Origin of the sequence: Arthrobacter sp. B3I9 (assembly GCF_030816935.1) — a bacterium.
GTDB lineage: Bacteria > Actinomycetota > Actinomycetes > Actinomycetales > Micrococcaceae > Arthrobacter.
The window spans coordinates 3,520,271-3,544,947 of the sequence record NZ_JAUSYO010000001.1 but is presented as its reverse complement, the minus strand read 5'-3'; the positions used below and the strand labels follow the sequence as shown (position 1 = coordinate 3,544,947).

The 24,677-nt window shown below is 63.9% G+C and carries 15 protein-coding genes and 1 pseudogene; 7 read left to right on the top strand and 9 right to left on the bottom strand.

The window, feature by feature from the left end; genetic code table 11:
* The first annotated feature begins 21 nt into the window (after nucleotides 1-21).
* Both QFZ65_RS16365 and QFZ65_RS16360 read left to right on the top strand, forming a co-directional pair.
* Nucleotides 22-786 carry a hypothetical protein gene (locus tag QFZ65_RS16365; RefSeq protein ID WP_306911809.1) on the top strand — a complete coding sequence of 255 codons (765 nt, stop codon included), beginning with the start codon at nucleotides 22-24 and terminating at the stop codon, nucleotides 784-786.
* Between the two features lie 122 nt (nucleotides 787-908).
* Nucleotides 909-4,029, top strand: a pseudogene (locus tag QFZ65_RS16360) (DUF3427 domain-containing protein).
* Nucleotides 4,030-4,031: 2 nt separating this feature from the next.
* Here QFZ65_RS16360 and QFZ65_RS16355 read toward each other — a convergent pair.
* From QFZ65_RS16355 to QFZ65_RS16325, 8 genes are all read right to left on the bottom strand, one after another.
* Nucleotides 4,032-5,234, bottom strand: coding sequence for a hypothetical protein (locus QFZ65_RS16355; protein WP_306911807.1), 1,203 nt, complete (start codon nucleotides 5,232-5,234; stop codon nucleotides 4,032-4,034).
* Between the two features lie 743 nt (nucleotides 5,235-5,977).
* Nucleotides 5,978-6,691, bottom strand: coding sequence for a hypothetical protein (locus tag QFZ65_RS19140; RefSeq protein ID WP_373427606.1), 714 nt, complete (start codon nucleotides 6,689-6,691; stop codon nucleotides 5,978-5,980).
* Between the two features lie 114 nt (nucleotides 6,692-6,805).
* Nucleotides 6,806-9,958 (bottom strand): DEAD/DEAH box helicase, encoded by a 3,153-nt coding sequence (locus tag QFZ65_RS16350; RefSeq protein ID WP_306911805.1) that lies wholly within the window; start codon nucleotides 9,956-9,958, stop codon nucleotides 6,806-6,808.
* Nucleotides 9,948-11,828 (bottom strand): phospholipase D family protein, encoded by a 1,881-nt coding sequence (locus QFZ65_RS16345; RefSeq protein ID WP_306911803.1) that lies wholly within the window; start codon nucleotides 11,826-11,828, stop codon nucleotides 9,948-9,950. Before QFZ65_RS16345 ends, QFZ65_RS16350 begins: the two co-directional genes overlap by 11 nt.
* Nucleotides 11,821-13,029 (bottom strand): DUF6361 family protein, encoded by a 1,209-nt coding sequence (locus QFZ65_RS16340; RefSeq protein ID WP_306911801.1) that lies wholly within the window; start codon nucleotides 13,027-13,029, stop codon nucleotides 11,821-11,823. The genes QFZ65_RS16345 and QFZ65_RS16340 overlap by 8 nt, the downstream gene beginning before the upstream one ends.
* Before the next feature lie 357 nt (nucleotides 13,030-13,386).
* Nucleotides 13,387-14,616 carry a phospholipase D family protein gene (locus QFZ65_RS16335; protein WP_306911799.1) on the bottom strand — a complete coding sequence of 410 codons (1,230 nt, stop codon included), beginning with the start codon at nucleotides 14,614-14,616 and terminating at the stop codon, nucleotides 13,387-13,389.
* A 21-nt stretch (nucleotides 14,617-14,637) separates the two neighbouring features.
* Nucleotides 14,638-16,302 carry an N-6 DNA methylase gene (locus QFZ65_RS16330; RefSeq protein ID WP_306911797.1) on the bottom strand — a complete coding sequence of 555 codons (1,665 nt, stop codon included), beginning with the start codon at nucleotides 16,300-16,302 and terminating at the stop codon, nucleotides 14,638-14,640.
* Nucleotides 16,303-17,449: 1,147 nt separating this feature from the next.
* Nucleotides 17,450-18,247, bottom strand: coding sequence for a hypothetical protein (locus tag QFZ65_RS16325; RefSeq protein WP_306911795.1), 798 nt, complete (start codon nucleotides 18,245-18,247; stop codon nucleotides 17,450-17,452).
* Nucleotides 18,248-18,390: 143 nt separating this feature from the next.
* Between QFZ65_RS16325 and QFZ65_RS16320 the strand changes: the two genes are divergently transcribed.
* The 5 genes from QFZ65_RS16320 to QFZ65_RS16300 all read left to right on the top strand — a co-directional run bounded on the left by QFZ65_RS16320 (nucleotide 18,391) and on the right by QFZ65_RS16300 (nucleotide 22,708).
* Entirely contained in the window at nucleotides 18,391-19,125 is a 735-nt protein-coding gene (locus QFZ65_RS16320; protein ID WP_306911794.1) for a DUF5058 family protein, read from the top strand.
* Between the two features lie 22 nt (nucleotides 19,126-19,147).
* On the top strand, nucleotides 19,148-19,879 hold the full coding sequence (locus QFZ65_RS16315) for a hypothetical protein (RefSeq protein WP_306911792.1): 732 nt from the start codon (nucleotides 19,148-19,150) through the stop codon (nucleotides 19,877-19,879).
* Between the two features lie 59 nt (nucleotides 19,880-19,938).
* Nucleotides 19,939-21,186 carry an amidohydrolase gene (locus QFZ65_RS16310; protein WP_306911790.1) on the top strand — a complete coding sequence of 416 codons (1,248 nt, stop codon included), beginning with the start codon at nucleotides 19,939-19,941 and terminating at the stop codon, nucleotides 21,184-21,186.
* Nucleotides 21,187-21,300: 114 nt separating this feature from the next.
* Nucleotides 21,301-22,344 (top strand): Lrp/AsnC family transcriptional regulator, encoded by a 1,044-nt coding sequence (locus QFZ65_RS16305; RefSeq protein WP_306911788.1) that lies wholly within the window; start codon nucleotides 21,301-21,303, stop codon nucleotides 22,342-22,344.
* Between the two features lie 133 nt (nucleotides 22,345-22,477).
* Nucleotides 22,478-22,708, top strand: coding sequence for a hypothetical protein (locus QFZ65_RS16300; protein ID WP_306911786.1), 231 nt, complete (start codon nucleotides 22,478-22,480; stop codon nucleotides 22,706-22,708).
* Between the two features lie 106 nt (nucleotides 22,709-22,814).
* Here the strand turns inward: QFZ65_RS16300 and QFZ65_RS16295 are convergent, their stop codons facing one another.
* Nucleotides 22,815-24,665, bottom strand: coding sequence for a glycoside hydrolase family 15 protein (locus QFZ65_RS16295; RefSeq protein ID WP_306911785.1), 1,851 nt, complete (start codon nucleotides 24,663-24,665; stop codon nucleotides 22,815-22,817).
* Between the last annotated feature and the right edge of the window lie 12 nt (nucleotides 24,666-24,677).

The following is a 24,677-nucleotide window of genomic DNA, read 5'->3' as shown; positions in this document are numbered from 1 at the left end:
CGTTTGAATGCAGAATGAAGCATGACACTTAGCGAATTAACTAGTGCGGATGCGGTTCGCCAAGCAGCGGCGGAGGTTCATCGACTTGGGCAGCGCGTTTTTCTGGACCGGTACGGCTACACGGAATCAGCGAAATACGTGGCAGTAGTGGACGGTGTTACCTACGACTCGAAGCCCCTATTGTCTTTTGCATACGGTATTCAGTTTCCGCGACGAGGGCCGCTGTCGACCTCAACATTCAACGGTGGAGCACAGTCCCGACTAGCTCTGAAAAGGCTCGGTTTCGACCTGATCCCGAAGAACGACCAACATGGCGACCCAACTCCAAGTACAGACGTCTCACGAGCCAGACAGATACCGCTAGAGATCAGCTTGATCTCGGAGTTCCGGCGTGTTGCCGTCGATGCACTCGTTGCGACGAAGGTCGAACAAAGTCTGATTGATGAATTTACTGAGCTTCAGAGAGCAAAGGGCCGAACCTTCACCAGGTGGGAGATCTTTCCGCGAGGCTCTAGTGAGCGCCTGCTTACCGATCTTTACGACGAGGAGACGCTCACCCTCTATGAAGCCAAGGCTTCCTCGACTAGACCCGACGTGAGACTGGGCTTGGGCCAGATACTGGACTACTCGAGGTTTATCGATGAGTGCGAGGCTCTGGCTCTGCTGTTGCCATCGCGCCCCTCAGACGACCTGGTCGATTTGTTGCACTCATTCCAAGTCAGGGCCGTGTGGCGTAAGAGGCCGGGAATCTTCGAGTCCTCGCACGAATCGATCTACTTGGATTAGTGGACCTCCAGGACTGTAGATCAGATACCGACAGACACGGATAGTAGAAGTTTGGTAGTCCGGACTCCGGCCAATACCCTGGCGAAGTGACTAATTTCATTGGGGGAGAGGCAACTGATCAGTTGCCCGAGGGGCTGTACGAACTTCTCAACACGGACGCACTCGACAACCGGTTGAGCCAACGAACAGGGTTGCTGCCGGTCTTCACTGACATAGAAGACGAGGATACTCCTGACATCCTCTCTCGCCACGTGGCAGAGGCAGTCCGTCAGGTCATGACGGCAGCCAAACCGGGAGACAGAGTTGGTCTGGCCAACCGGCTCCTCCAGGAATTGAACACCACAGACCGCATCGCACCCGGCCCCGCCCAGCTCCAGTCCCTCCACCGCCCAGACACGCTCAAGCGCCGCAATCTCCGCCGTCCCACCACCAAGCTGAGCGACTCCGCCCTCCTGACCAACAACAAGGACGATCCAAACCTCGCAGCGGAGTTGCGCACCGAGATCGAGTCCGCGAACACGGTAGACCTGCTCTGTGCCTTCGTCCGCTGGACAGGCCTCCGCCTGCTGCATCCGGCGCTTGAGGAGCTCAAGGAACGCGGCGCCAAACTGCGGGTCATCACCACCACCTACATGGGCGCCACGGAGCGCCGGGCCATCGACGAACTCGTCAACCGCTACGGCGCCCGAAGTGAAGATCAGCTACGAAACCCAGGCCACCCGGCTGCACGCCAAGGCCTGGCTGTTCCGCCGCGACTCAGGATTCGACACCGCCTACGTCGGCAGCTCCAACCTCAGCCAGGCGGCTCTCCTCGACGGCCTCGAATGGAACGTTCGGCTCAGCGCCGTCGGCACGCCCGCACTCCTGCACAAGTTCGAGGTCACTTTCGACAGCTACTGGGAGCAGCGCGCCTTCCAAAGCTACGACCCGGAACGCGACGGCGAAAAACTTGACGCCGCCCTGGAACGGAACGGCGGCCGGCGCACGGCAATCCCCGGGGCAGCCACCGGGCTCGAAGTTCAGCCCTACCTCCACCAGGAGGAGATGCTCGAAGACCTGGAAGCGGAGCGGGTCAAAGGCTTCAACCACAACCTCCTGGTCGCCGCCACTGGTACCGGCAAAACCGTTATCGCCGCCCTGGACTACAAGCGCCTCTGCGAGGACGCCGGCCGCGATCTGAAGCTGTTGTTCGTCGCCCACCGGCAAGAAATCCTTAAGCAGGCCATGCGCACCTACCGTGATGTCATGCAGGACGGCGCCTTCGGCGAGCTCTACGTCGGCGAGCACAAACCCGGGCAGTGGAAACACATCTTCGCCTCGGTCCAGTCGCTGTCCTCCCTCGGCATTGAACAGATGAAACCGGACTTCTTCGACGTCGTCGTCATCGACGAATTCCACCACGCCATGGCGCCCACCTACCGCCGGCTGTTGGACCACCTGCAGCCGCAGCAGCTCCTTGGGCTGACCGCCACGCCGGAACGCGGCGACGGCGTCGACGTCGCCCAGCAGTTCTTCGACGGCCGCACCGCCAGCGAACTGCGCCTCTGGGACGCCCTGGACGCCGATCTGCTGGTGCCGTTCCACTACTTCGGCGTGTCGGACGACGTCGACCTCAGCCAGCTGGAATGGAAGCGCGGCAACTACGACACCGCGCAGCTGAACAACCTCTATACCGGCAACGACGCCCGCGCCGCGAAGATGATCCGCGAACTCCGCGACAAGGTCACCAGCACGGAGCAGATGCGAGCCATCGGCTTCTGCGTTTCGGTCCAGCACGCCCACTACATGGCCGACGTCTTCAACCGCGCCGGCATCGCCTCCGTCGCCGTCGACGGCAGCACCGACGACGCCGGTCGGGCGGCGGCTCTGAAGCGTCTCGCCGCACGCGAGATCAACTGCATCTTCGCCGTCGACCTCTTCAACGAAGGCCTGGACCTGCCGCAGGTGGACACCATTCTGATGCTCCGGCCCACGCAGAGCGCCACGATCTTCCTCCAGCAGCTGGGGCGCGGGCTGCGCCGCGCCGAAGGCAAGGCGGTGCTGACCGTCCTGGACTTCATCGGCCAGCAGCGCCGCGAGTTCCGCTTCGACCTGCGCTACCGGGCGCTTACCGGCTACGGGCGCAAGGAGCTGGAGAAAGCTGTCGAGGACGAGTTCCCGTACTTGCCGTCGGGCTCGCAGATCGTGCTGGACCGGGTGGCGCAGCAGGTGGTGCTGAACAACATTAAGGCGCAACTGCGGTTCAACCGCGGCCAGCTGGTCCGGGACATTGCCTCATACGCGGAGACGGAACTTGAAAAGTACTTGGAGCGGTCCGGAAACGACGTGAAGTCGATCTACCGGTCGACTAGGGACTCCTGGACCGCATATCTGCGCCAGGCAGGCCTGATCGAGGGGTTCTCGCCGTTGGAGGAGGTCCTCAGCGGAAGAATTCGTGAACTCTCCGACGCCGACGAGAAGAAGCTCCTCGGCCGGATGGCCGCGCTGATCCACGTTGACGATCCCGAACGAGCCGAGGCGTACTCGATGCTCGTCGCCGCCGACGCGCCCCGCTACGCGGAGCTGGGCATACGGGAACAGACGTTCGCCCGCATGCTCTTCTACACACTCTGGGACGACGGCGGCGGGTTCCAGTCGTACGACGCCGGCCTGGACTACCTGCGCGGCTACCAGTATGTCTGCAGCGAGATCCGCCAGGTCGTGGCCCTTGGAGTGGCCGGGTCAAAGCACGCTGCCAAGGGCTTGGGCGCCGGGCTGCAGCACGTTCCGCTGCTGTCCCATGCGACCTACCGGCGAGAAGAGGTCCTGGCGGCGCTGCAGTACGGGTCGCTGGAGCTCGGCAAGAATGTGCAGCACCGCGAGGGCGTGGCCTGGTGCCCTGCAACTTCCACGGACGCCTTCTTCGTCACGCTCAACAAGGACGACAAGAAGCACTCGGCCACCACCATGTACAAGGACTACGCCATCAGCCCGGAACTGTTCCACTGGGAATCGCAGAACGCGACCTCGCCCAGAAGCCGGACGGGCAGGCGGTACCTGGATCGGGCCGCGCACAGCTCGAAGATCCTCATCTTCACCCGGGACACGTCAGAGGATGAGACCGGGCTGACCGTTCCGTACACGTGTCTAGGGCAGGTGGACTATGTGCAGCACTCGGGCGAGAAGCCGATTGCCATCACCTGGAAGCTACACCGGCCCATGCCGGCGGATGTATTTGCGACGGCAGCTGCAGTAGCGCAGTAGTACTAAGTCAAGTGAGCGTCCATTTCTCGCATGATCGTGACTGTAGGCATGAATCCGATGTCGCCGACTTCGTAGCCGCCGCGCGTGTGGGCACTCACCTGTACTGTCTTCGGCGCGTTCCACGAGGTGCCGGGCGCCCGCCGGTAGAACTCGCGGACTTCGTGGGCGCTTCTACCGCCGTGATTGGAGAAGAACCCTTCCTGGAGACCGGCTGTGGCAAAGCCATTCTCGACGACCACAGGAATCAACCAGTCGCTGTGCGGTTTGTATGTGAGGGTGCGTTGAGGCGCGGTCGTGCGGTTGTCGAGGTAGTTCCGTCCTCGAGGTTCAGAGGATACCGGCGAGCTCCGGCGGACGTGGATGCCCTTCCGAAGCTTGAGTGCTGCCTCGACCATGAACTGGGCGTCCTCCCGGCCCACTTCGGTCAGCTTTGCATGGCGTGACACACTGATCAGCCGTCCGCGCAGGGGGACGTATTGGCCGGCCCGCATTCCTTGAACCCAATCTGACATAGCCCCGAAAGTGATGACAGCCAGCTGCGTTCCGTCCTGCTCCACGTGCCAGAATACGAAGCGGTTTTTGCCGGCGTCTGTCAGGACACCGGTATGCATTGGGCGCAAATTTGTGAGGGCGTTCTTCATCGCAACCGGTGACGCGTTCAAGCTGTTCCTCCGAGCGGCCGACCGGAGAGTGTTGCTAACGTCGTGGTAGGCGAATAGGCCGAACTTCCCTGTGCAGACAAGGCGGATCAGGTCCCGGAGAGCCCGGTCTGTGAGATTGAGCGAGTTGGCGTTGGCGGACATCGCTTTGACATTGCGATCGTCCAACGCCAAGGCGGCAGCCAAGCCTTCGAAGAAGACGGGGTGGTCCTTCGGGGCAAAAGCGCTAAGGGTCAGCTGCAGTTCTTCCAGGGCTGGGTTTCCGGGGCCGATGGACGTGGCTATGGGATCGGTGTGTGGTGTCGCGACCTTGATGCCGACGGGTTCAGGCTTGGCTTCGGGGTCGATTTCTCGCCGGTGCCGGCGGGCGTCGAGTTGGCGTTTGATTTCTGTTGCCACGGGACTCGATACCGCAATGGCAGGCCCTTTCGACGGCTTCGCCTCGGCAGCCGGACCAGTCGTCGGCAGAGGTTCGGAACTGGGGAGCGAACCGAAAGGATTGCCATTCAATCGCCGCAAGGTGGCGGCCTCGCGTTCCTTTTGCATTCTGAGGACTTCGAGCCGCCGGTGGTGTCGGACTACCCCAGCCCAGGACCGGTTCGGAAACGATTTAAGCTCCTTTCGCACGGGTAGGTAACCCCACACGAGCAATTTTGCCGCGAACCGCGGTTCCAACCGGTCGTAGTCCTCTAGAGATATACGGCCCTCGGGGTCGGGCACGTACGTGCTGGCGGTCAGTGGTGGTCTTGCTGCCCTTAGCGCCGCAAAACGCCGGAGGTGCTCGGCTTCCTCTGCGAACAAGCGGGTGCGGCCAGGCGATGCAGTCAGCTTGATCCCTGAACGGCGCGACTCTTCAATGAGTACCTTCAAGGGCAGCCCTGACTCGCTGACAACGTCGCTGATCAGAACTGTGGGCCGGGGAGCTTTGGAGCGGGGTTTTAGGGTAGCGGCCGTCGTCCGCGGACTACGCTCTCGACGGGGTCGTTCAGCTGATGTAGGAGGAGCCGTCGGGGGCACCACCCGTTCTTCGATTGCGACCCCCAGCACGTCCTGCTTGAATTTCCGCAGCGCCGCCTGCTGCTCTTCGTCGAGCCCACTCATTGTTCCCCCAGTATTGAAATCCTGTTATCGAAGTCAGGCTACCCACTGGCACGGACATTTTGGTTCCGTTATGGCCGGGAAAGGCGCCGTCTTGGCTACGTCGCTTCATTTCGGTGAATCCGATGCTTCTGCTTGGACCCCAGCACGAGCAGTTGCACGGTTGGAGCTACGAAGGAAGTTGCTGGCGGTCAGCTCTTGAACACAGCCAATTCGATTTGGTCGGGACTCGTTTCATTTCCGGACCGGAGTTCAGCTTTTTCCGCCCAATTTTTCATGAGCAAGCAATATGAGCCATACGTGCTTGGCCACCAAGCCGTCGTCGGGGCGCTTGGCCATGCGGTGGGGCGGAGATTCGTCGCAACCACCTCGTCAAGAATTAGGGAGTTGGGCACTGCGGTGGATCCCTGTGCGAAGTATAGGAATTTCGTCGAGAATGCACGGCCCAGCCACTTGATGCGGCCTCTTCCCTTGTCAGTTGTGAGAACGGAGTATGCTTTCTCGGCGTCTGCCCCGCTACGCACCACCTCCCACGCTTCTGTGAGGAGATCTGCGGCTTTACCCTCGTCCTCGGCAACACCGTCAAGGCGAGCATGAAGTCTAGGCGCGCGGGTACCGAGGCCCCAAGCAAGGGAGTACCAGAGGAGTTGAATAGCGGATTCGGGGGAGGGCACTTGATCGGCGACGGAAAAGACGTCGCCGCGCGTCAGCTGCACGAGACCAGCCCCATGGAGTTTGCCGACTGGAGCCATAAGCCCCCGAGCGGAAAGCTCCTTTTGCCAGCGGGCAGCATCAACGGATACCGCATGGCCTAGGACTTGTGCCCGGCTGGGCAGCCGTCCGTAAACGTCATCTGGCAATGGGGCATCTGGATCGATCACGAACGACTCTACTTCCTGTGGCATCCTGCAGTGACTAAATGTTTTGTTCCTAAAGGTTCCCGCCTAAACCTATCCTTCGAACATCTAAGATTGGTGCAGTTTGGCCGCAACGCGGAGGCAAATGATGTTTTTGCCTAGTTACGGCCGCAGATTTAGCGGCTGTATTTCGCTCCCGTCCTTAATCAACCCCAGCAGATCATCCTGCCGAGCCTGACCCAGCGTCAGCCGGTACTTCGCGAGTCCAGCAAGCATCTGCTTGGTTCGCGGCACGTCGCGGCTCAACGGGTGGTCTAGAAGCCGCCGCTCGATCTTGTGCTTTCCCCGGTAGATCCATTGGGGAGCAAACTCGTGGGTCCCATTCTCGGTCAGAGCCGCGACCGAGTCTGCGGCCGCCCTGAAGAGGGACTGCCAAGGATCGGTGACGCCCGGCTTCAGAACGTCGCGACCATGCCGACAAGCCACGTTCTTCCGCACCGCGTGGCCCAGATACCGGTGTACCCGGCCCTCGCGCTGTTCGAAATCAACCGGGTTGCCAGGTACGTTCCAGTGGATGACCGAGTGCGCCCACCAATGGAAGTCGATACCCTCCTGGCCGACCGACGTCGAGGCCAGAACGAATGGCCAGAAGGGGCTGTTGAAGGCCCGGCGGACGTCGGGCATACGGTTGCTGTCGCCGTCGTCGGTCTTGGCGTTGCTGTACCGCACAGCGAAGCGGCTGCCCATGCGGAGATCCTCGTGCGAACCGTCCGGATACTTCGCGAGCATCTGCGCCGGCTTGATGGACAGTGAACGCCGGATGTCATCGGCTAGCGCCCACAGCTGCTCGCTGGTGATCTCCCCGGGCGCCTGCTGGCTGCGGAGCTGGAAGACGTATTCGTCCAGCACGGCCTGAAGGTTTCCGGCTTCGCAGTAGCGCAGGACCTTCTGCCAGTAGTCGCCTTCGGGATAGAGCTTGTCCAGCAGCTCCGTGGCGTCGAGCCGGTTGAACAGCGTGCGCAGGCCGCTTGCCGCAAACACGGAGGCCTTCCACAGCTCAGTGCCGTCGAAGTCGTCCGGGAGCACGCGCTTCAGGGCACGGTAGAGGCAGTTGGCGGGGGAGTTGACGGCCAGGTCTTCAATCCCGTCCTCCCAGCCCGCCGGTTCACTGGCCGCTGCCTCCAGCATCCGGTCAACGTGGGCCAAGTAGAGCCCTGCCTCGGAGCCGCCCTCCTCCTCGGCTTCCCCGCTGTCCGAGGCTTTGCCCTGCTGCTGGGTGTACTCGTCCAGCTGCCGCAGCTCACGCCTGACCAGCTTCGCGCCATCGTTCCACTCTGCCGGCAGGGCGCCGAGCACGGAGAAGTAGGACGCCCAGGTACCGAGGCGGCTGGCCGGGTCGACGGCGACGCTGCCCGCCATGGCCCTGCCGGCCTCTGCAGCGGCTTCCCGCACGGCGTCTCTGGGCACCGGGGCGCCGCTCATTGAGGCGCTCTCCAGCGGGTCACCGACCAGCGCCAGGGCCGCATGCGGAATGAACAGCGCGAGCGTGGACATGGCCTGGGGCTCGCCGTCGCGGACGCGGAACCGGAGCCTGCCACGGAAACGCTTGCGGGCCTCAGCCGTGTTTTCACCATGCAGCGGCGACCCCTCGAGAATCTGCCGCTCGGCCTCGTAGGACAGCATTGTGGTGATCGCCGTCGGGGCGGCGTTCCACGCGGAGAAGACCAGCTGCTTGGTGACGTCCTGACCCACCTGGGCGAACGCGCCGGAAGGCTCGACATAGGGGAGCGACGGCGGCATCCACAGCAGCTTCCACCAGCCTCGGCCGACCGTGTGCTCACGCACGGCCCTGAATTTGGCGTTGTCAGTCTCCACGGCGCCGTACCGGCGATATGCCTCAGGGTCGATGGTGGTTAGGGCCGGCAGCACCGGGTCAACGGCTTCCCGGTCGCATTGAATCCTGCCGTCCAGCATCCTGCCGACTTTGTAGTCGGTGAGGAAGTGCGCGAACATCGGCACGGATTTCCAGTACTCCATCGGATTGCCGGTGCGCGCTGCCCGGAACAACGCGGAGAGGGACTTGTAGCTGGTGAGGTCTCCGGCCCGGACGTCCGTCGGCGCCATCTCGATCACGGACAGCATGTCGTCTTTGCCCAGCTGGGGCCGCTCCGTGCGGCTCATGAACAGCTTCAGGCCGTCCTCGATGCGGTGCGTCAGGGCATCGTCCGGGACCTGCCTCAGGAGTTGGGTCCGGCGGCCGTCGAGATCAGCCTCGAGTCCTTCCATGTACCCCGGCCGTTCGCTGCTCAGGAAACGCAGCAGCTGCCGGAAATCGGCTGCGTGGTCGTCACCGTCTTCCTCGTTCGCACCGGTGTGCGCCTTGTACGGCGTGGCCGAGAGAAGGATCAGTTTGGCGCCCTTGTAATTCAGGAACTGCCTGGCCAGTTCTGCCGCCGAATCCTCGTCGTCGGGCGCGGAGCCGGGGGAGTAGAGCAAATCGCGGAAGCGCTGGAACTCGTCCAAGATGATCAGATCAGGTTCCAGGCAATCCAGCCCAGCCTGGGCCAGGTCTCCCCGGAGCCCGCCGATTATGGAGCTCATGCGCGGCCGGACGGTCTCCGCCCCATCGCGCGCCGCCTCGCGCAGGGCCTTGCGGAACGCCGGGAGGTTGCCGCTTTGGTGCGCCAGCGTGCGGAAGCGGTTCCGGACAGGGACCGAGAAACCGTCCGGGAACTGCTCGTGCATGTACTGGACGCGGCGCGCGAAGTTCTGTGGGGATGCGCCCGCACGAAGGAGCTCGACGGCGTCGTCGTGCTGTTCCTCGCTGATCACGCCAAGCTGCGCGATAATGCGGAAGAGCACGGCGCGTTCCTTCGCCTGGCCCGTTGCTCCGCCCACGTTGAATGACGTGCCCGGGGTCAGCGAGATGAAGTCGACGCGCTTCCGTGTTCCCGGCGCGGCCAGAGCGTTGAGCTTGGCCAGCTCGGTGGGTAGCAGTGTGAGCCGGCCGGACTCGATGATGTCCTTTTGCCCGGTGACGTTCAGCCGGCTGAGGTTCTGCCTGGCCAGGTCAGCGTTGGAGCAGACATAGACGACGTCGATGCGGTTCACCCCGGAGTCGGGCCGGTCGAGCATCTCAATGGCCTTGGCGATGACGCCGCGGGCCACCATGCTCTTACCCAGCCCGGTCTCGTCCGCGACAAGGAAGCGGTCCGCCGGCTGGTCGTCCAGGTAGAGACGCTTGAAGACATGTTCCACGGTGCGGCGCTGGAAACCCCTCAATCCATCCAGCGCGGGCGTTGCCTCAAACCCCATGAAGTTCCCCAATTTCCAATGCTTCGGTGGCTGCCGTCCAGAGCGCGTGCAGCTGCTGAATCTCCGGGTCATCGCCGCGAAGAGCGAGCAGCCGGTCCATGACTACCTTCAGATCCGGGAAAACCGAACCGGCGTCCGGACCCGCCATGGCGCCGACCATCGCTTCGAACAGTCCGGCGGTGGATCCGTCGCCGAACCCTGAACCGGCGAACCATCCGGCGCCAGTCCCCGACCCCGGAAGGGCGTCCTCGGGGGTAAGGAACAACAGCAGAAACTGCCGGAGCTTTTGCGGGTCGTCCAGCTGACGGGCGATGATCTCATCCAGGCGCCCGGCAGGATCGGTGCGCAGGACGCCCTGAATCACCGTGCTCTTGGACAGCCCGGCCGCCGGGTCCTCCATGGTCAGTACCAGATACGGGGTTACGTCTGCCAGCGGTATGGCGTGGAAAGCGTGTGCGTGCTGACCCCCGGAGGGCTCGACGACGGCGCTCGGCTGGGGGAGCGAAAGGAGACGCAACTTCGCGGTGAACTCGGGCTTCGGCGACCAGTCATGCGAGACCGTCACCGCGAAGTTGTTTTTGGCGTCGCCCTCGGGGACGGCGTCGAGGAGGAATCGTTGCGCTGCTGCGTCGCGCAGGGCGTTCTCCAGCCGGAAGGCGGCCACGTCTTCTTCCGGTCGGGCTGCGCCGCCGGCGCCCAGATAGTCGGCGAAGGGCACGTCCTTGAGGCTCTCCCGGATGCGCTGCACCCCCAGGCGTTTCTTGGCTCCCCGCATTTCCAGCAGGAACTCCACGTTCCTGGTGAAACCTGCTTCGGTGGCGTTGGCAGACCCGAGAAGCGCGTAAGTATGGTGGTCGTAGTCGCAGAAGTAGGCCTTGGCGTGCAGGCCGGTGAGATCGTCAGCAACGCGCTGGAGTCCGGACTCGTCCACATGGCTTTGCCCTGACTCCGACGATTCGGGGACGCCGAGCTCGTCAAAAGCCTTAAACGACGTTCGGGTATCACCCACCGTTGTCTCGTTGAGGAGATCCAGCTGGTCCCCGTGTGAGTAGACGTAGAGGTTGTCCGTCCACGGGTCCCGCAACCGGCCGAGCATCGTGTCGTCGAGGAAGGGCGAGATAACCAGCTTCTCCCGACCAAAATGGGCCCCGTTCCCGGTCTTGCCGTTGAGAGCCTTGAAGTTTCCCGGGTCGCGGAGGTGCGCGACGATTGAGCCCTGCTCGAAGTCTTCGCCCATGCCCATCGGGCGGAAAGCCAGGCGGTGGATGTCCTCGGGCAGATCCCAGCGGACGTCCGCCAGGCGGGAGGCGAGGCCGCGCACCCGGGCGAGCCGCCCGGCGTCGGGCGTCACTGTGCAGAGATCGGGGAGCCCGGCGATGAAGCGCGCCAGAGGTGCGCTGTCCGGGCCGGCATTCTCGGCGTCCTTCACGGGTTCGCCGTCCAGCCGGACGAGGAGGTCCCAGCTGGCGTCGGTGGTGAGGTTGCGGGTGCTGCACAGGAAGCGGTAGCGGCGCTCGGTGTCGTTCTCGAATTCGAGGAGCCAGATCTTGGGGTGGAACAGTCCGCGCCGTACGCTGACCTGGTGGACCATCGGCTCCAGCAGTGCGAGCAGGTCCGATGCATCCGAGGGCGCCTTGATGTGGCCGGCCTGGCAAAAGATGTCTACCCGGTAGGAGACTTTGCGCAGGGCGCTGAGCACCGCCACCGGATTTGTGAATTCCTCGCCGGAGCCGGCGACGAAGCTCAGCGGTACCGAGAGGGCGCTGGTCATGTCCAGGGTGAAGGTGGTGCCGACGGCGTGGGAGAGCCGAAATCCTGCTGGAGGGCGCAGCTGCTGGGTGAGTGCCTGCCTGTTTGCTGCCTCAAGCATTCGACTGCCCTTCCAGTGCGAGTCCTGCGTGGATGTCCAGGACATTCCGGCGTACTTGCGTCCAACGGAACGTCAGAGCTGCCACCCGGGCCGGCGGCTGCCATGCGCGGAGCCGGCGTTCGTTGCGGAACCGCGAGTTGGACTTCTTCATCAGCTTCTCCCGGGTTTCGACGGCGGCACGGAAGTCCCGGTTGTCGATCAGTTTGCCCGGGCTTGTGGCCGCCTCGGCTATGGCCCGCGCGAAGGCGGCGGTGTTGCTGTTGATGCCGCGGTTCAGTGCCGTGGCGCGGGCGATGAAACCGTCGACGTCCCATTCGGCGAGGAGCTCGCGCTTACTGTCCCGCTGCTCCTCCCACGCTGCGAGCAGTTCCTGCGTGGGCTCCAAAGTGTCCTCGCCGGCGGAGAAGACCTTTGCCGAAAGGTCCGCGAGCAGGTGCTGGTACAAAATGGTGGCGCCGTTGTGGATGAAGGAGAACGCTTCGGCGTCCTTGAGCCATTGCGCGGGGTCACCCTCCGCGCTGCGGCACGCCGGGTCCAGCCACGGTGCCCAAAGTCCCGGGGTGGGGCTTACCTCGGATCCGACGACGTGGGCCAGCATGGTGCCAGGGCAGGTGGTCAGGATGCGTTCCTGCAGCCAGCGGGCTTCGTCGGGGGACAGCTTGAGTCCGCGTTCTTCGGACTGGGGAAAGCCTGCCGGAGGTTTCGGGAGGGTCTGGTTCCAGACCGAATAGCTGCTTTCGCCCTCTTCGGGCGCGGGGGCGTCGGCACACATGAGCTGGGTGACGGCCGAGCGGTCAGTGTCCGGGCTGACGATGCCGTAGGTGCGCAGCGCGGTCCAGTACGCGGCGGACGGCAGCTGCTGTACGTTCCGTCCGGCGTCGCGGCCGATGTAGCTTTCCTCCCCGATTTCTTTGAGCCTGCCGATCAGCTGCCGCTCGGATTCCTCGGACCGCTTGCGCAGGTCTTCCGGATTTCGGGTGCTGCGGTGGGCGGTTTGATAGGCCCACGGAACGAGGAGCATGTAGCGCGCGCCCAGGTGCAGCACAGAAGTGCCCGGGAACAGGCTGTTGCTGATCGCATCGCGGAGTTGCCCCATGCCGAGGTCGTCGGTGGTTTCCGGCGTGCCAAAGAGCTTCACAAGCTCGCGCATCTTCGAGTTTTCCTCTGTGGACGCGTCGAGCCAGGAGATGAGGGAAGTCATGTTGTCGCTCGTTTCAAACTGTCCTTGCAGAACTCAAATTTTGGCTGCTATCTGAACGTTCCACCTCGTGAATTGCGAGACACTTCGGCCAAGTAATGACCAAAATCCACCCGACGCCGGACTGCAGATGCGATGGCCAAATAATCGCGCATCGCCGATCCTTGGGGTCGAGTCAAGCTTTTTGGCAGAGAAGGCTCCGAATCGATCGCCACGGGGTCCACCCGCCGCGGTCCGATCTGTGCAACGAACGCTTGCTAACCCTGCTGCACGGCGATTCGAGTTCTGACCGCTCTACAGTCCACTTGGTCACCGACACTTGAACGGCCCAGGACGTACCATTCTCACCTGTCTGCTTCCTCAACTGGAGAATGTCGAAATATTGTCCAGAAAGTCTTCGGGCTGTTCGATTTCGATCTTCATTCGGTAGGTCTTGTCCGCAAGTCGCTCTATGACGACGAACGAGCCTACGAGGTCCTGGGACCTTATGACCGGAGTGAGAGATCCCCATTTGAGGTCTGTAGTGAAGTTGTTCTGCTCGGCATCGCGTTCCGGGTCGTATTTCAATGCGAGAACGTGCGTACCCAATTTGGAGCCATAGAGCTGAACATCAAACCTGACCGACGTTCTCTCCCGGTTGTCACGCGTCGGATCAACGTCCCAGTCGGCATCGCTGAAAAGCACGTCCCTGAACCAAGTTGCTTGCCTTATCGGGTGCCCCGCCTTGGTGAAGCGCAAGGCACCTGTCGTATTGGACCCCTCTCGAGGTCGTCCACAGTCGCTCCGGGTCATCTTCTTGCTCCACCGAGCCTCGACAGGAGCAGGCGAATCTCCCGACACTGATGATGATTGTGCAAGGGTAGCTGGCTTTGGATCGCGGAATGGAGCCGGCTCCCGCCTGCCAGGCGCAACGGGTTTGATACGTTTCCGCTGGTGCTGGCTCGATCCAAAAAGTGAGTTATCGGCGTTAGGGTTACGAATGACTGAGTCTTCGCCCCCCCTTGTGTTGTCCCTCTGTAGCTCGGTCCGAACGCCGTATTGCGGGTCAGTCGCCAGCGCTTCTATTAGTTCGGCAGTTAGTTCAAGACAAGTAGTATCCGTCCGAAGCCTGCTGATGAAGTCCTCGATCGTTTCGAGAACCTCCCGGTCAGGCGCGAGCCCAAGATCCAGCGCCATCACGCTAGCAGCTTCATAGTTAAAGTAGAGGCCACCAGCGGTGAGATTGTTGGAGCCAACAATCAATAGGGCTTCGTCGGGGCCCCGCAGCAGGTAAATCTTCGGATGAAACGTCCCCCCTGATGCGTCATAAAGTACGCTCGCTGTGTCGAAGGTATTCAGGGCCAGTTCGAGACCTTCTATGGTTGCGCCGCCTTCGTCAATGCCTAACGTAATCTCACAGACCCCGCCACGAGAGCTGAAAGCAGCAAGATGGTCGGCGAGGTGCCGCAGTCCGCTTGGTCTGGCCCAGGCGACGACAACCTGAAAGCTTTCATACTGTTCGTTGGCGAGGGCGGCAGCAAGAACTTCAACTAGCGCCTCGTCGTCGGCAAAGGGTTGTAAAACAAGATTAGTTCGCACGCGGCCAAACATATCTTACTTTTTAGGCATACATCAGCGTTCTGCGGCCGTACGGTCGAGTCTGCGTGTCATGAGTACGCTCCTTGCATCCGCCAGAGTGTCGAGCAGTGTCTGGGTGACTCCGATCTGCGCCTTTCGTAGCAGCAAGTCGGTCTCATGCCTGATTGCTTCACCCTCACCTGGACCACGAGCTGCGGCCTCGCGGGAAATCCTATCCAGCCGATCCAGTTCTTCCCCCATCGCTGGGGTTAGGGGCACCTGCAGCCTGGATACTTCGGAAGGCACGAGTTCGAGGACGCCTCCGCCAAAGTTTCGACCTTCAAGCTCTGCGGAGAGGAGCGTTCCTGAATTGTGGAATCCTGCGACAAGAGACCGTCCATCGACCTCGGGACGCAATATTCGACCGCGGTAGATGGTGTCGGTCGTAACAGCCGCTGTCTCATTTAGGATCATTCGAGGGTGACGATGACAACGCTTACTCAGGAAAAGGTCACCTCGTCGTATTCCTGGCACTGCCCACCAAGGGGATCGAATTCTGCACTTATAGCGCAAATGAAGTTCTTGACCTTCCCCTACAGCGAGAAACTCATCGAGACCTGGGTGCTGGCTTCGGTCCCCTTCTTGTAGCGAAGCGTCTAAGAGGTACATTGGAGCATCTGCGCTAAGTGCCGATGCATAGTCCTCGGAATTGAAGACCAACCCCGGGGCGAATCTGGAGCGAGGGAGGAGCGGGCGGACCCAGGATCCAAGGTCGTAGTCGGCAACTTGGGCGGCCGTTAGGGAGAAGAAGGCGTTGGCTCCTGTGACGATAGCCACTTCAAACTTCGCCAATTTCCCGAGCGTATGCACAGCCTCTATATTCTCAAATTCCTCGAGAGCATCTAGGTGCTGAGGCGTGAGAAGAAAACGAGTCCAACTATCTGACCGCGGCGACAAGACATGACGAGAGAGTATGGCGTGAGAGTCAGCAAACTGCATATCGGAGTGTGAACGGGAATGCAAAGCAACGGTAAGAGCAGAGGTTGGAGACTCCATCCTGGCAATTCTTCCGGATAAAAGTACGATTTCCTGCAACGCCCCAGGGAATGATCCGGCGGGGTATAGGTCACAACGAAGAGACTCCACATTCGCTAAAAGCCATTTACGCGCTGAGCCAGCACTAACGCCGGTAAGACATTCCGCTGGAAGTACTAATACGAATGCTCCTCCCCGCCGGAGTTTACGCAAAGACGCCAAAAGCATCGGCAGCCAAAGGTTGGCAACGCCGCCAATACTAATTCCGAGTTCAGTTGCGTGGCACGCGGCATCCTTGCGGTCCGCCTCTGAAACGAACTGAAATCGGACGAAGGGCAAATTGCCGACGACGGCATCAAAGGTGGATTCGGTCTCATTCAATGACCAGGAAAGCGTGCTGTCGTTGATAACAGTACCGTTCAGCGAGCTCGATTCCAGTCGTGCTGATGCTTTATCCGCTTCCGATCCCAGAATCTCGATGCCGACCAGCTCCGAAATGTTGAAAGTGGCCGAAGCCAAACCCTCGATAAAAGCACCATCTCCGATGCTCGGCTCCAGGACACGAACCGTCGAGTGCGAGCCGACTAGTTGACCTAGTCGCTCGACCGCATGCGCGACCAGCCTGGCGGGGGTGTAGAAGCCGCCCCTGAGTTTCTCCGCACTGACTTCGCTACGAGTCTTCAAGGCCGCGCCCTCTGAGCTTCGCGCTGCTCAACGAACTGAACATTTGGGTTCCTCGATTCATAGTGTGTCTACTGCTGATGGGCCGCACTCTACCGACGCCCCACGACAGGATAGGCTCGGCAACACGACGCAACACAGCACTCGATTCTTTCATCAATTGGGACCTGGATCGGCGAGCAGAGTGCTCGCGTCGCTGTCTACGGCCGTTCTGCCATGCTTCAGAGCCGGCGTGGGGGTGCAAGAACTAGAGGAAACCAGTTGCAACGAAAATCGAATGCCAGCCCATCCAAGTCGTCGTCAGGAGCAATGCCGATCGATCACTAAAACCGGGTGGCAGGTCCACTCGACCCCGTGGAAGGCAAACGCACGTCCTTGGTAGCCCAGACCGGCTTGCTGGCTCTTTCCGGGGCGGAGCGCCGCGCGTGCAGGCACCGATGTTATCGGCGAGCTCGCTATCGACCGTGGCTTGCTGAGCTGGCGCCCGAGACCGCGGCGAGATGCTGGTGCGGTTACCCACCAGACCCGGGGCGCGCTGCGGGTCTTGGCGATTGGCCAGCACGTTCCCTGCAGCTCATCTTAGGTCAATTCACAGAAGGTGCGTGACGCCCGGCCCAACCCCGTGCATTCACGCCCACAGCTGTGAAATATTGAGACATGGGAAAGACTGCTGCATACTTGCTCGTCCTAGCTGAGCGTGAAGCAATCCTCTGGGTTCTCCTAAATGAACAAATGGCATTTCCGGCCAGACCCCGACGAGAGGTCTCTGCATTGCAGCCGGGGGACGAGCTCGTCTTGCTGACGACGCGAGGCGCGTATCACAATCCCACTAGGGACCGAACTAGGGTAATCGGTACTGCAACTGTTCAGAGTAAGGTCACCGAGCTCAACCCCCAGGTGGAAATTGCGGGCCGTACGTTCGCGAGCGGCTGTCAGATCAAGCTTGCGACCTTGGCTCCCTACTCGACGGGCCCAGAAATAGGACCACTCGCTCCTCAGATTCACGCGCTGCATGGACAAAAAAACTGGGGCTGGCTGCTCCGTAAACCGCTCGTGTCTCTCGACGAATCAGACGTCCAGGTCTTAAAGCGCGAGTTACAGGGCCATCTTCGTGCGCTCAGCGAGTCTCTACTGACCTACAGCAACAGGATCAAGAGCCCATCCTAAAACGATGACCGCGTTGCTCGCCGGTTGCTAACCTTGCGTCGGGCTCAGCAGTGCGATGAGCGCGTTGGAGTGGGCTGGCGTCGAAGGAGCGACAGCCCACCGGCGTTCGCTGCTCGTCGGGTTCTGGGAGGACACCGACACGGGATGGTGCAGCGACTTCGGCAACTGGAGTGGTTGCTCTCTGGAGGTTGACGATGACCAAGGCGCCCGTGGTTGTCCGGAGACTCCCGCGATCACCCATCGACGTCACCGCGTGGCCCGCGATAACGGTACCGGATGTGTTCACGAACCCCGCCTCGGCCTGCGCCAGGCGGGCCGGGAGGTCGTCGCTGAAGACGAGGACGCCGTCGTTTGTTCCCTCGAACTGGCCGTGCAGCCGCACGCCTCGGCGGTCGAGGTCGCGTAGGCGGATGCTGTGGCCGCCGTCGTTGCCGGAGATCAGCGGATTGCACTGAAACCGTGCGGCGGGGGAGGGGAGCTGGCCGACCTGCAGGCTGTTGATGCCGTGGTCCGGCCCGTGCAGGTTGACCTGCAGGAGCCAGTAGGAGATGTCCTGGCCGCGGTAGCGCCGCGGCGCCTCAGGGCAGGTTGAGACGGACAGGTGCACCTCCCGGCCCGCATCGAGCAGGTCCTCGGTGATCCTCGGTGATCTGCCCGCTCGACTGTCGCGTCCCCACCACCAGCGCTGCGCTGTCTGGCAGCTGTGGTGGATAGCGGTAGTCGTGGCCGTGCAGTTGCCAGATGCGCTGCGGGCGATGCTTCGGAAAGCGCTCCCGATCATCGTTTTCGACCGATTACAAGACAAAACCTTGACTTCTGGACACCAGAGGCCGTTTCATGGTGGAAATCGGTTATGACGTAGATCACAGCAGTACTAGATCGACATCACACCTCGGCCCATCACTGAAACCCCAAGGAGTGCGGATGCACCGCTTCGCCGTCGACCCCAGCTCGACAGACATCAGCCCGGTGTCTTTCCACCCCGTCCTCTGGATCTGCGCGGCAGCCGTGTTCGCGGTCATCGTGCTCCAGTCCGTCATCTACCTCCGCGCCATCCGCAAGGCCGCCGGCTCCGCCAACCTCACGGACGGACAGGTCATGGGCTCGGTCCGCCGCGGCGGCATCGCCGCGATCGGCCCGTCGCTCGCCGTCGCACTCGTTGCGGTCTCGCTCCTGCCGCTCTTCAGCACGCCGGCGGTGCTGACCCGCATCGGCCTCGTCGGCTCCGCGGCGTTCGACGTCGCCGCGGCAGGCCTCGCGGCCCAGTCGCAGGGCGCGCAGCTCGGCGGCCCCAGCTACACCCAGAAGGTCTTCGCGATCGGCTTCGCCGCGATGACCCTCGGCGGCCTCGTGTGGATGCTTACCGCGCTCATCCTCACCCCCATCCTGTCCAAGGGCGACAAGACGCTGCGCAAGGTCAACCCCGCCGTCATGACAGTGGTCCCGACGGCCGCGATCCTCGCCGCGTTCATCACGCTCGCACTCACCGAGACCACCAAGTCAGGAGTCCACGTCCTCACGCTGCTCGCCTCGGCGGCCGTGATGGGCCTGTGCATCGCCGCCGCGAAGTTCCTGAACAAGCCCTGGCTGCGCGAGTGGGGCCTCGGCATCGCGATCTTCGTGGCCCTCGCCGCCGCCTTCCTTGTCACCGCCAAGTAGCACGAGCCCAGGAGAACCGCTCATGTCCTCTCAGACCACATCGCTCGACGGGCTCGCCCAGTTCGACCGCACCACGTCCATCTGGGGTCCCATCACCCTGGGGCTCGGCTTCCTCGTCTCCCTCGGCGCCGCGCTCTTCGCGGCGTTCGGCACCGGCCTCGGCATCACCGGCCAGGAGGTGTGGACCGCGTTCGGCATCGTCTTCGCGACGTTCGGCATCATCGCCGTCGTCGAGCCGATCTCGTACTACCCGATCCTCGGACGCTCCGCGATGTACCAGGCGTTCATGATCGGCAACATCGCCAACAAGCTGCTCCCGTCCGCGCTCATCGCGCAGACCGACCTCGGCGAGAAGCCGGGCACCCGCCGGGCCGAGCTCATCGCGGGCGCCGCCATCATCGGCGCGGCGTTCGTCCACATCCTCACGCTCATCATCCTCGTGGGCTTCCTCGGCACATGGCTCCTGGGCCTCCTGCCGGCTGGGCTCATCGCGGTGGCCCGCGTCTACATCCTCTCGGCCGTGTTCGGCGCCGTCACCATCCAGGCCATCGTGTCCATGAAGAACGTGCGGACCACAATCATCGCCGCGGCGGTCTCGGCCGTCGTCGTCTACGGCGTGCTCCGGCTCGCGCCGGGGCTTGCCAACTACGCGACCGCGATCTCCGTCGTCGGCGTGATCATCGTCGCGTGGTTCGCCCGGAAGCGCACCGACGCCCCGACGGCGGCCGAGGCGCCGGCGTCCGTCGGACACTGAGCTCCACGAGCAGAATCGAACCTGAACTGAACCTCACCTGACTGACCCGAAAGGCCACCATGACTGACATTTCCACCACCGTCGCCCTCGCCAGGGGCATCGAGGTCCCCGCGGACTTCGTCGCCGAGCATGTCGAGCTATACAAGAGCTACCACCGCGCACCGGAGCTGTCCTCGCTCGAGCACGGGACCGCCGAAGCGATCGAAGCCCGGCTGACCGAGCTGGGCATCGAGCACTTCCGCTCGGGCGGGACCGGCGTCGTCGGCCTCCTGACCAACGGCGAGGGCCCCGTGGTCGGCTTCCGCGCGGACACGGACGGCCTGCCCATCGCGGAGGCCACCGGCCTCGACTACGCAAGCACCGCCACCGGCACGCTGCCCGATGGCAGCGAGGCGCCCACGATGCACGGCTGCGGCCACGACACCCACATCACCGCCGCCCTCGCCGCCGCCCAGTACCTCACCGCCAACCGCGACGCGTGGCACGGGACCGCGGTGCTCCTCTTCCAGCCCGGCGAGGAGACGGCGTGGGGCGCCAAGGCGATGGTCGACGACGGCCTGTGGGACCGCGCGCCGCGCCCCGAGGTGGTCCTCGCGCAGCACGTCATGCCGCTGGAGGCGGGCAAGTTCTGGCTGCGCCCCGGAAACATGGCGAGCCTGGCCGATTCCTGGCGGATCACGGTGCGCGGCCGGCAGGCCCACGGGTCGCAGCCGGAGAAGTCCCTCGACCCGATCGTCGCGGCGGCCTCGATGGTCCTGCGCCTCCAGACGATCGTCTCGCGCGAGCTCGCCCCGGTCACGCCGGCCGTCGTCACGGTGGGCACGTTCCACGCGGGCCTCAAGGAGAACATCATTCCGGAGACCGCCGAGTTCAGCGTCAATGTGCGCACGCCCGACGAGGACGTCCGTGCCCACGTCCTGGGCTCCATCCGCCGCATCGTGGCCGCCGAGGCCGCCGCCTCCGGCATCGACGAGCCCGCGATCGTGGAAATCAACCGCTTCCCGCGCCTCTTCAACGACGCCGAGCACACCGCGCGCGCCACGGCGGCGCTCGAAGCAGGCTTCGGCCCCGGGTCCGTCATCGCCGAGCCGCTCGGTATGGGCTCGGAGGACGCAGGCTGGCTCGGCGACGCGATCGGCGTCCCGGTGGTGTTCTGGTCCTTCGGCGCTTTCCCCGCGGAGGCGTTCGCCGACGGCGCCTCGCCCGCCGGCAACCACTCGCCGCAGTTCGCGCCCGACGCCGAGCTCGCCGTGGTCAACGGCACCGGTGCCGTGCTCGCGGTGCTGCTCGAGTACCTGGGCAAGTAGCCGACGCACGACGGCGGGCTCCCACCCGCCGTCGTGCCTCCGGCTTAAGTGGTGCCTCCTGAGGTGAGGCGGGGTTCCCGGGGCGCAGCCCCTCCGGGTGAGAGGATGATAGGCATGCTCGACGACCTCGACCGCCAGATCGTGGCAGCCCTCATCCGCAACGGCCGCGCGCCGTGGCGGCACATTGCCGACGTGCTCGGGCAACAGGAGCGCACCGTGGCCCGCCGGGGCAACAGGCTCCTCGCCTCCGGGGAGGTGCGCGTCCAGTCGTTCCCGAGCCCGGCCGCGCTCGCGCCCGTGGACCTGTACATGCTCCGCGTTACCGCAGCGCCGTCGGCCATTCCGGCTATCGGGACCTGGCTTGCCCAGCGGCCCGAGACGCACTGGATCAGCGCGCTCGCCGGGGCGAGCGAGTGCATCGTTGAGCTCTCCCTCGAACGGGACGCCGTGGGCCCGTTCCTGTACGGCGAGCTCGCCGGGCTCGACGGCGTGCGGGACCTCCCGCTCGAGCCGGTCTTCGAGTACTACCGCACGGTCTCCGGCTGGCGGCCCGACCTCCTCACCCCGGAGCAGTACGAGGCGCTCAGCCCCTCCGAGCACCCGCAGTTCGCCGCGGGATACATGGAGCTGGGGATGCCGCCCCTCGACGAGCCGAGCCGCGCCCTCGCGGAGCTGCTGCGCGCTAACGGCCGCATCACCATCGAGGAGCTGGCCGCCGGCCTGGGGGTGTCCAAGGCCACCGCGAGCCGGAGGCTCGAGACACTCATCGCCGACGGCGCCGTGTTCGTGCGCGCGATCCTCGATCCCGCGTCGATCGGGTATCCCGTCGAGACCCTCCTGACCGTGCGCGCAGAGGCCCCCGCGCTGGACGCCGCCGGACGGTACATTGCCGATCTCCCGGCAACCCGCTGGGCCGCTAACGTCTCCGGCCGCATCCTCGTCCAGACCGCGACCCGGAGCCTCGCCGAGCTCCGCGGGGTAATGCAGGGAATCGCGACCCATGCCGGCGTGACCGGTGTGGACGTCTCGCTCTTCACCAGGATCTTCAAGCGCAGCACGGTGGCCTACCGCGACGGGAAGCTCCCGCAGCTTGCCGACGTCGACGGCAAGGACGGAAAGTCCCGTACGGCCCCGGAGGGCCTTTTCACACTGGCCTGACGGTTTCCGGATTCCAGCGGACGGGCCGGTGCATCAGGGTGCCGTTCGGCTGCTTGGGTATGCATGACGAGCAGATTCGGAAGGAATCTATTCGGGCCTTCGCCAGGATCGGCTGGAATGGGAGACTTCCACTATGAGCATCGAGCAGTGGTGGGCAAGACTGCAGCCGTCAACGCGGGAATACCTGATCGAGAACAATGGCGACGTGGTGCCGGGGGAAGTAGTGGCCGAAATTGCCGACGCCGGCGGCCCTGATGGCGCCGACTCGTGGTGGGCTGACCAGAATGAAACCTCGGGGCACTATTTCCCCGACGATGCCATCGATTGGATCGAGGCAATCGCGAACAGTGAGAAGACCGTTTAGTGGGTGGTGACTGAGGCGTTCGAATGACTGAATGCCTTGATGGTCAGGAACTGGTGTCTGGTGCATCCGCAGGGCGCGTTCTGATGGGGTGGTCACCCACTTTTTCCTACGTTGGACCGGTTGAACCAATAGGTTTTGTCTCGACAGGTTCATATAGCTCCTCCTGCGCAGCATCCCGGAGGGCTAAGGCTGCCTGCACCAGCGCAGCGTGGGTCAGGGCCTGGGGGTAATTTCCGAGGAGGGCACCGGTGGCCGGATCGGCTTCCTCACTGAACAGGCCCAGCGGGCCGCCGACTTCAAGCAGCGCGTGGAACAGTTCCTCGGCCTCTGCTGCCCTCCCCGTCAGGGCCAGGGCCTGGACCAGCCAGAAGGAGCAGGGCAGGAAGGCGCCCTCGTCCCCGGGGAGCCCGTCTTGGCCCGGCGGGTAGCGGTAGAGGAACGGGTAACAGGCTGAGAGTTCCGCGGCGACGGCGTCGACCGTGCCCCGGAGCCGGTCTGAGTCCCGGTCTTCGAAGCCCGTCACCGGCAGGATCAGCAGGGCCGAGTCGAGATCGGCCGACCCGTACGAGCGGGTGTACGTGTTCCTGGCCGCGTCGAATCCGCGGGCCCGAATATCCGCGGAGAGGGCGCGTCTTGCTGCTTCCCAGCGGCGGCGCCGCCGTTCGCTGATGCGGTGGCTCTCGGCGATGCGCAGCGCCCGGTCCAGGGCCAGCCAGCCCATGATCTTGGAGTGCACATGGTGCGCCGGGTCGTCGCGGATCTCCCAGATGCCGGCGTCAGGCTCCGGCCAGCGCCGCGCCACGAGGTCGGTGAAGCCGCGCATCGCCCGCCACGTCTCCGAATTGAGCCGGTGCCCTTGCCGGACGAGGTTCCACGCGGCGTCCAGGACCCAGCCGTAGCCGTCGAGCTGGTGCTGGTGCGCGGCTCCGTTGCCCGTCCGCACCGGAGCGCTGCCCGCGTAGCCGGGCCAGCCCTCGAGCGTGCGCTCGCGGGGGACATGCCCGCCGGTCAGCGTGAGCAGGGCCGGAAGCCGGGGCCGCTGCAGCCGGCTGGCGTGCAGGAGCCAGTTCAGGAAGCTCAGGGCCTCGCCGTCCTTTCCCAGCGCGAGGAACGCGGCGATCCCTATGCTGGCATCCCGCGGCCACGCGTATCTGTAGTCCCAGTTCCGGATGCCGCCGGGATCCTCCGGCAGGGAGGTGGTGGGGGCAGCCACGGGCGCGCCCGAGGGAGAGTAGGTCAGCAGCTTCAGCGTCAGCAGGCTCCGCAGGACCGGTTCGCGGAACGGGACGTCGTCGCTGATGCCCGCGGCCCACTCCCGCCAGCGTGCTTCGTCCGCTTCCACCAGCTCCCAGGCGGTGTCGGGATCGACCCAGATCAGCGGCTCCGCATACGCCAGGGCCAGCACCATCACGACCGGACGGCCGGGCACCACGGTGAGTGCCGCCGTCGTGCCCGGTTCCACCCGCAACCCTCCGCTGCAGCCGAGCGACATGGCCAGGGCTCCCCACTCACACACCAGTTGTTGTCCCCGCCGGACGCGGGGCCGGAGGTGGCGCTCGCCGAAGCGCGGGTCAAAGTCGACGGCGGTCCGGACCGGCGCGCCCTCGGCGGCCAGCCGCCGGATCAGGAGGGTCGTGGGCAGCAGGCGGCCAGAGACCTCCGCCACCATCGCCTCGGTGAGGGTCAGCGTGCCGCCGTCGGTGGCCCAGACCGTTTCGAGCGTCGCCGTATGCGGCCGGTAGCGCCGGACGATGGGCTGTGAAGGCAGCGCGGGGCCGGTGCGGAAGGTGCCTGCCTCCGGTCCGCCGAGCAGGGCACCGAAGACGGGATCACCGTCGAAGGTGGGCGCGCAGAGCCAGTCGATGCCGCCCTCGGCCGAGACCAGGGCGGCCGTGCGCGTATCGCCCAGCAGCCCGTAGTCGGCAAGGGCGGGGGAGTGGATGTTGCGCGTTTCCATGTTCTGGTGCAC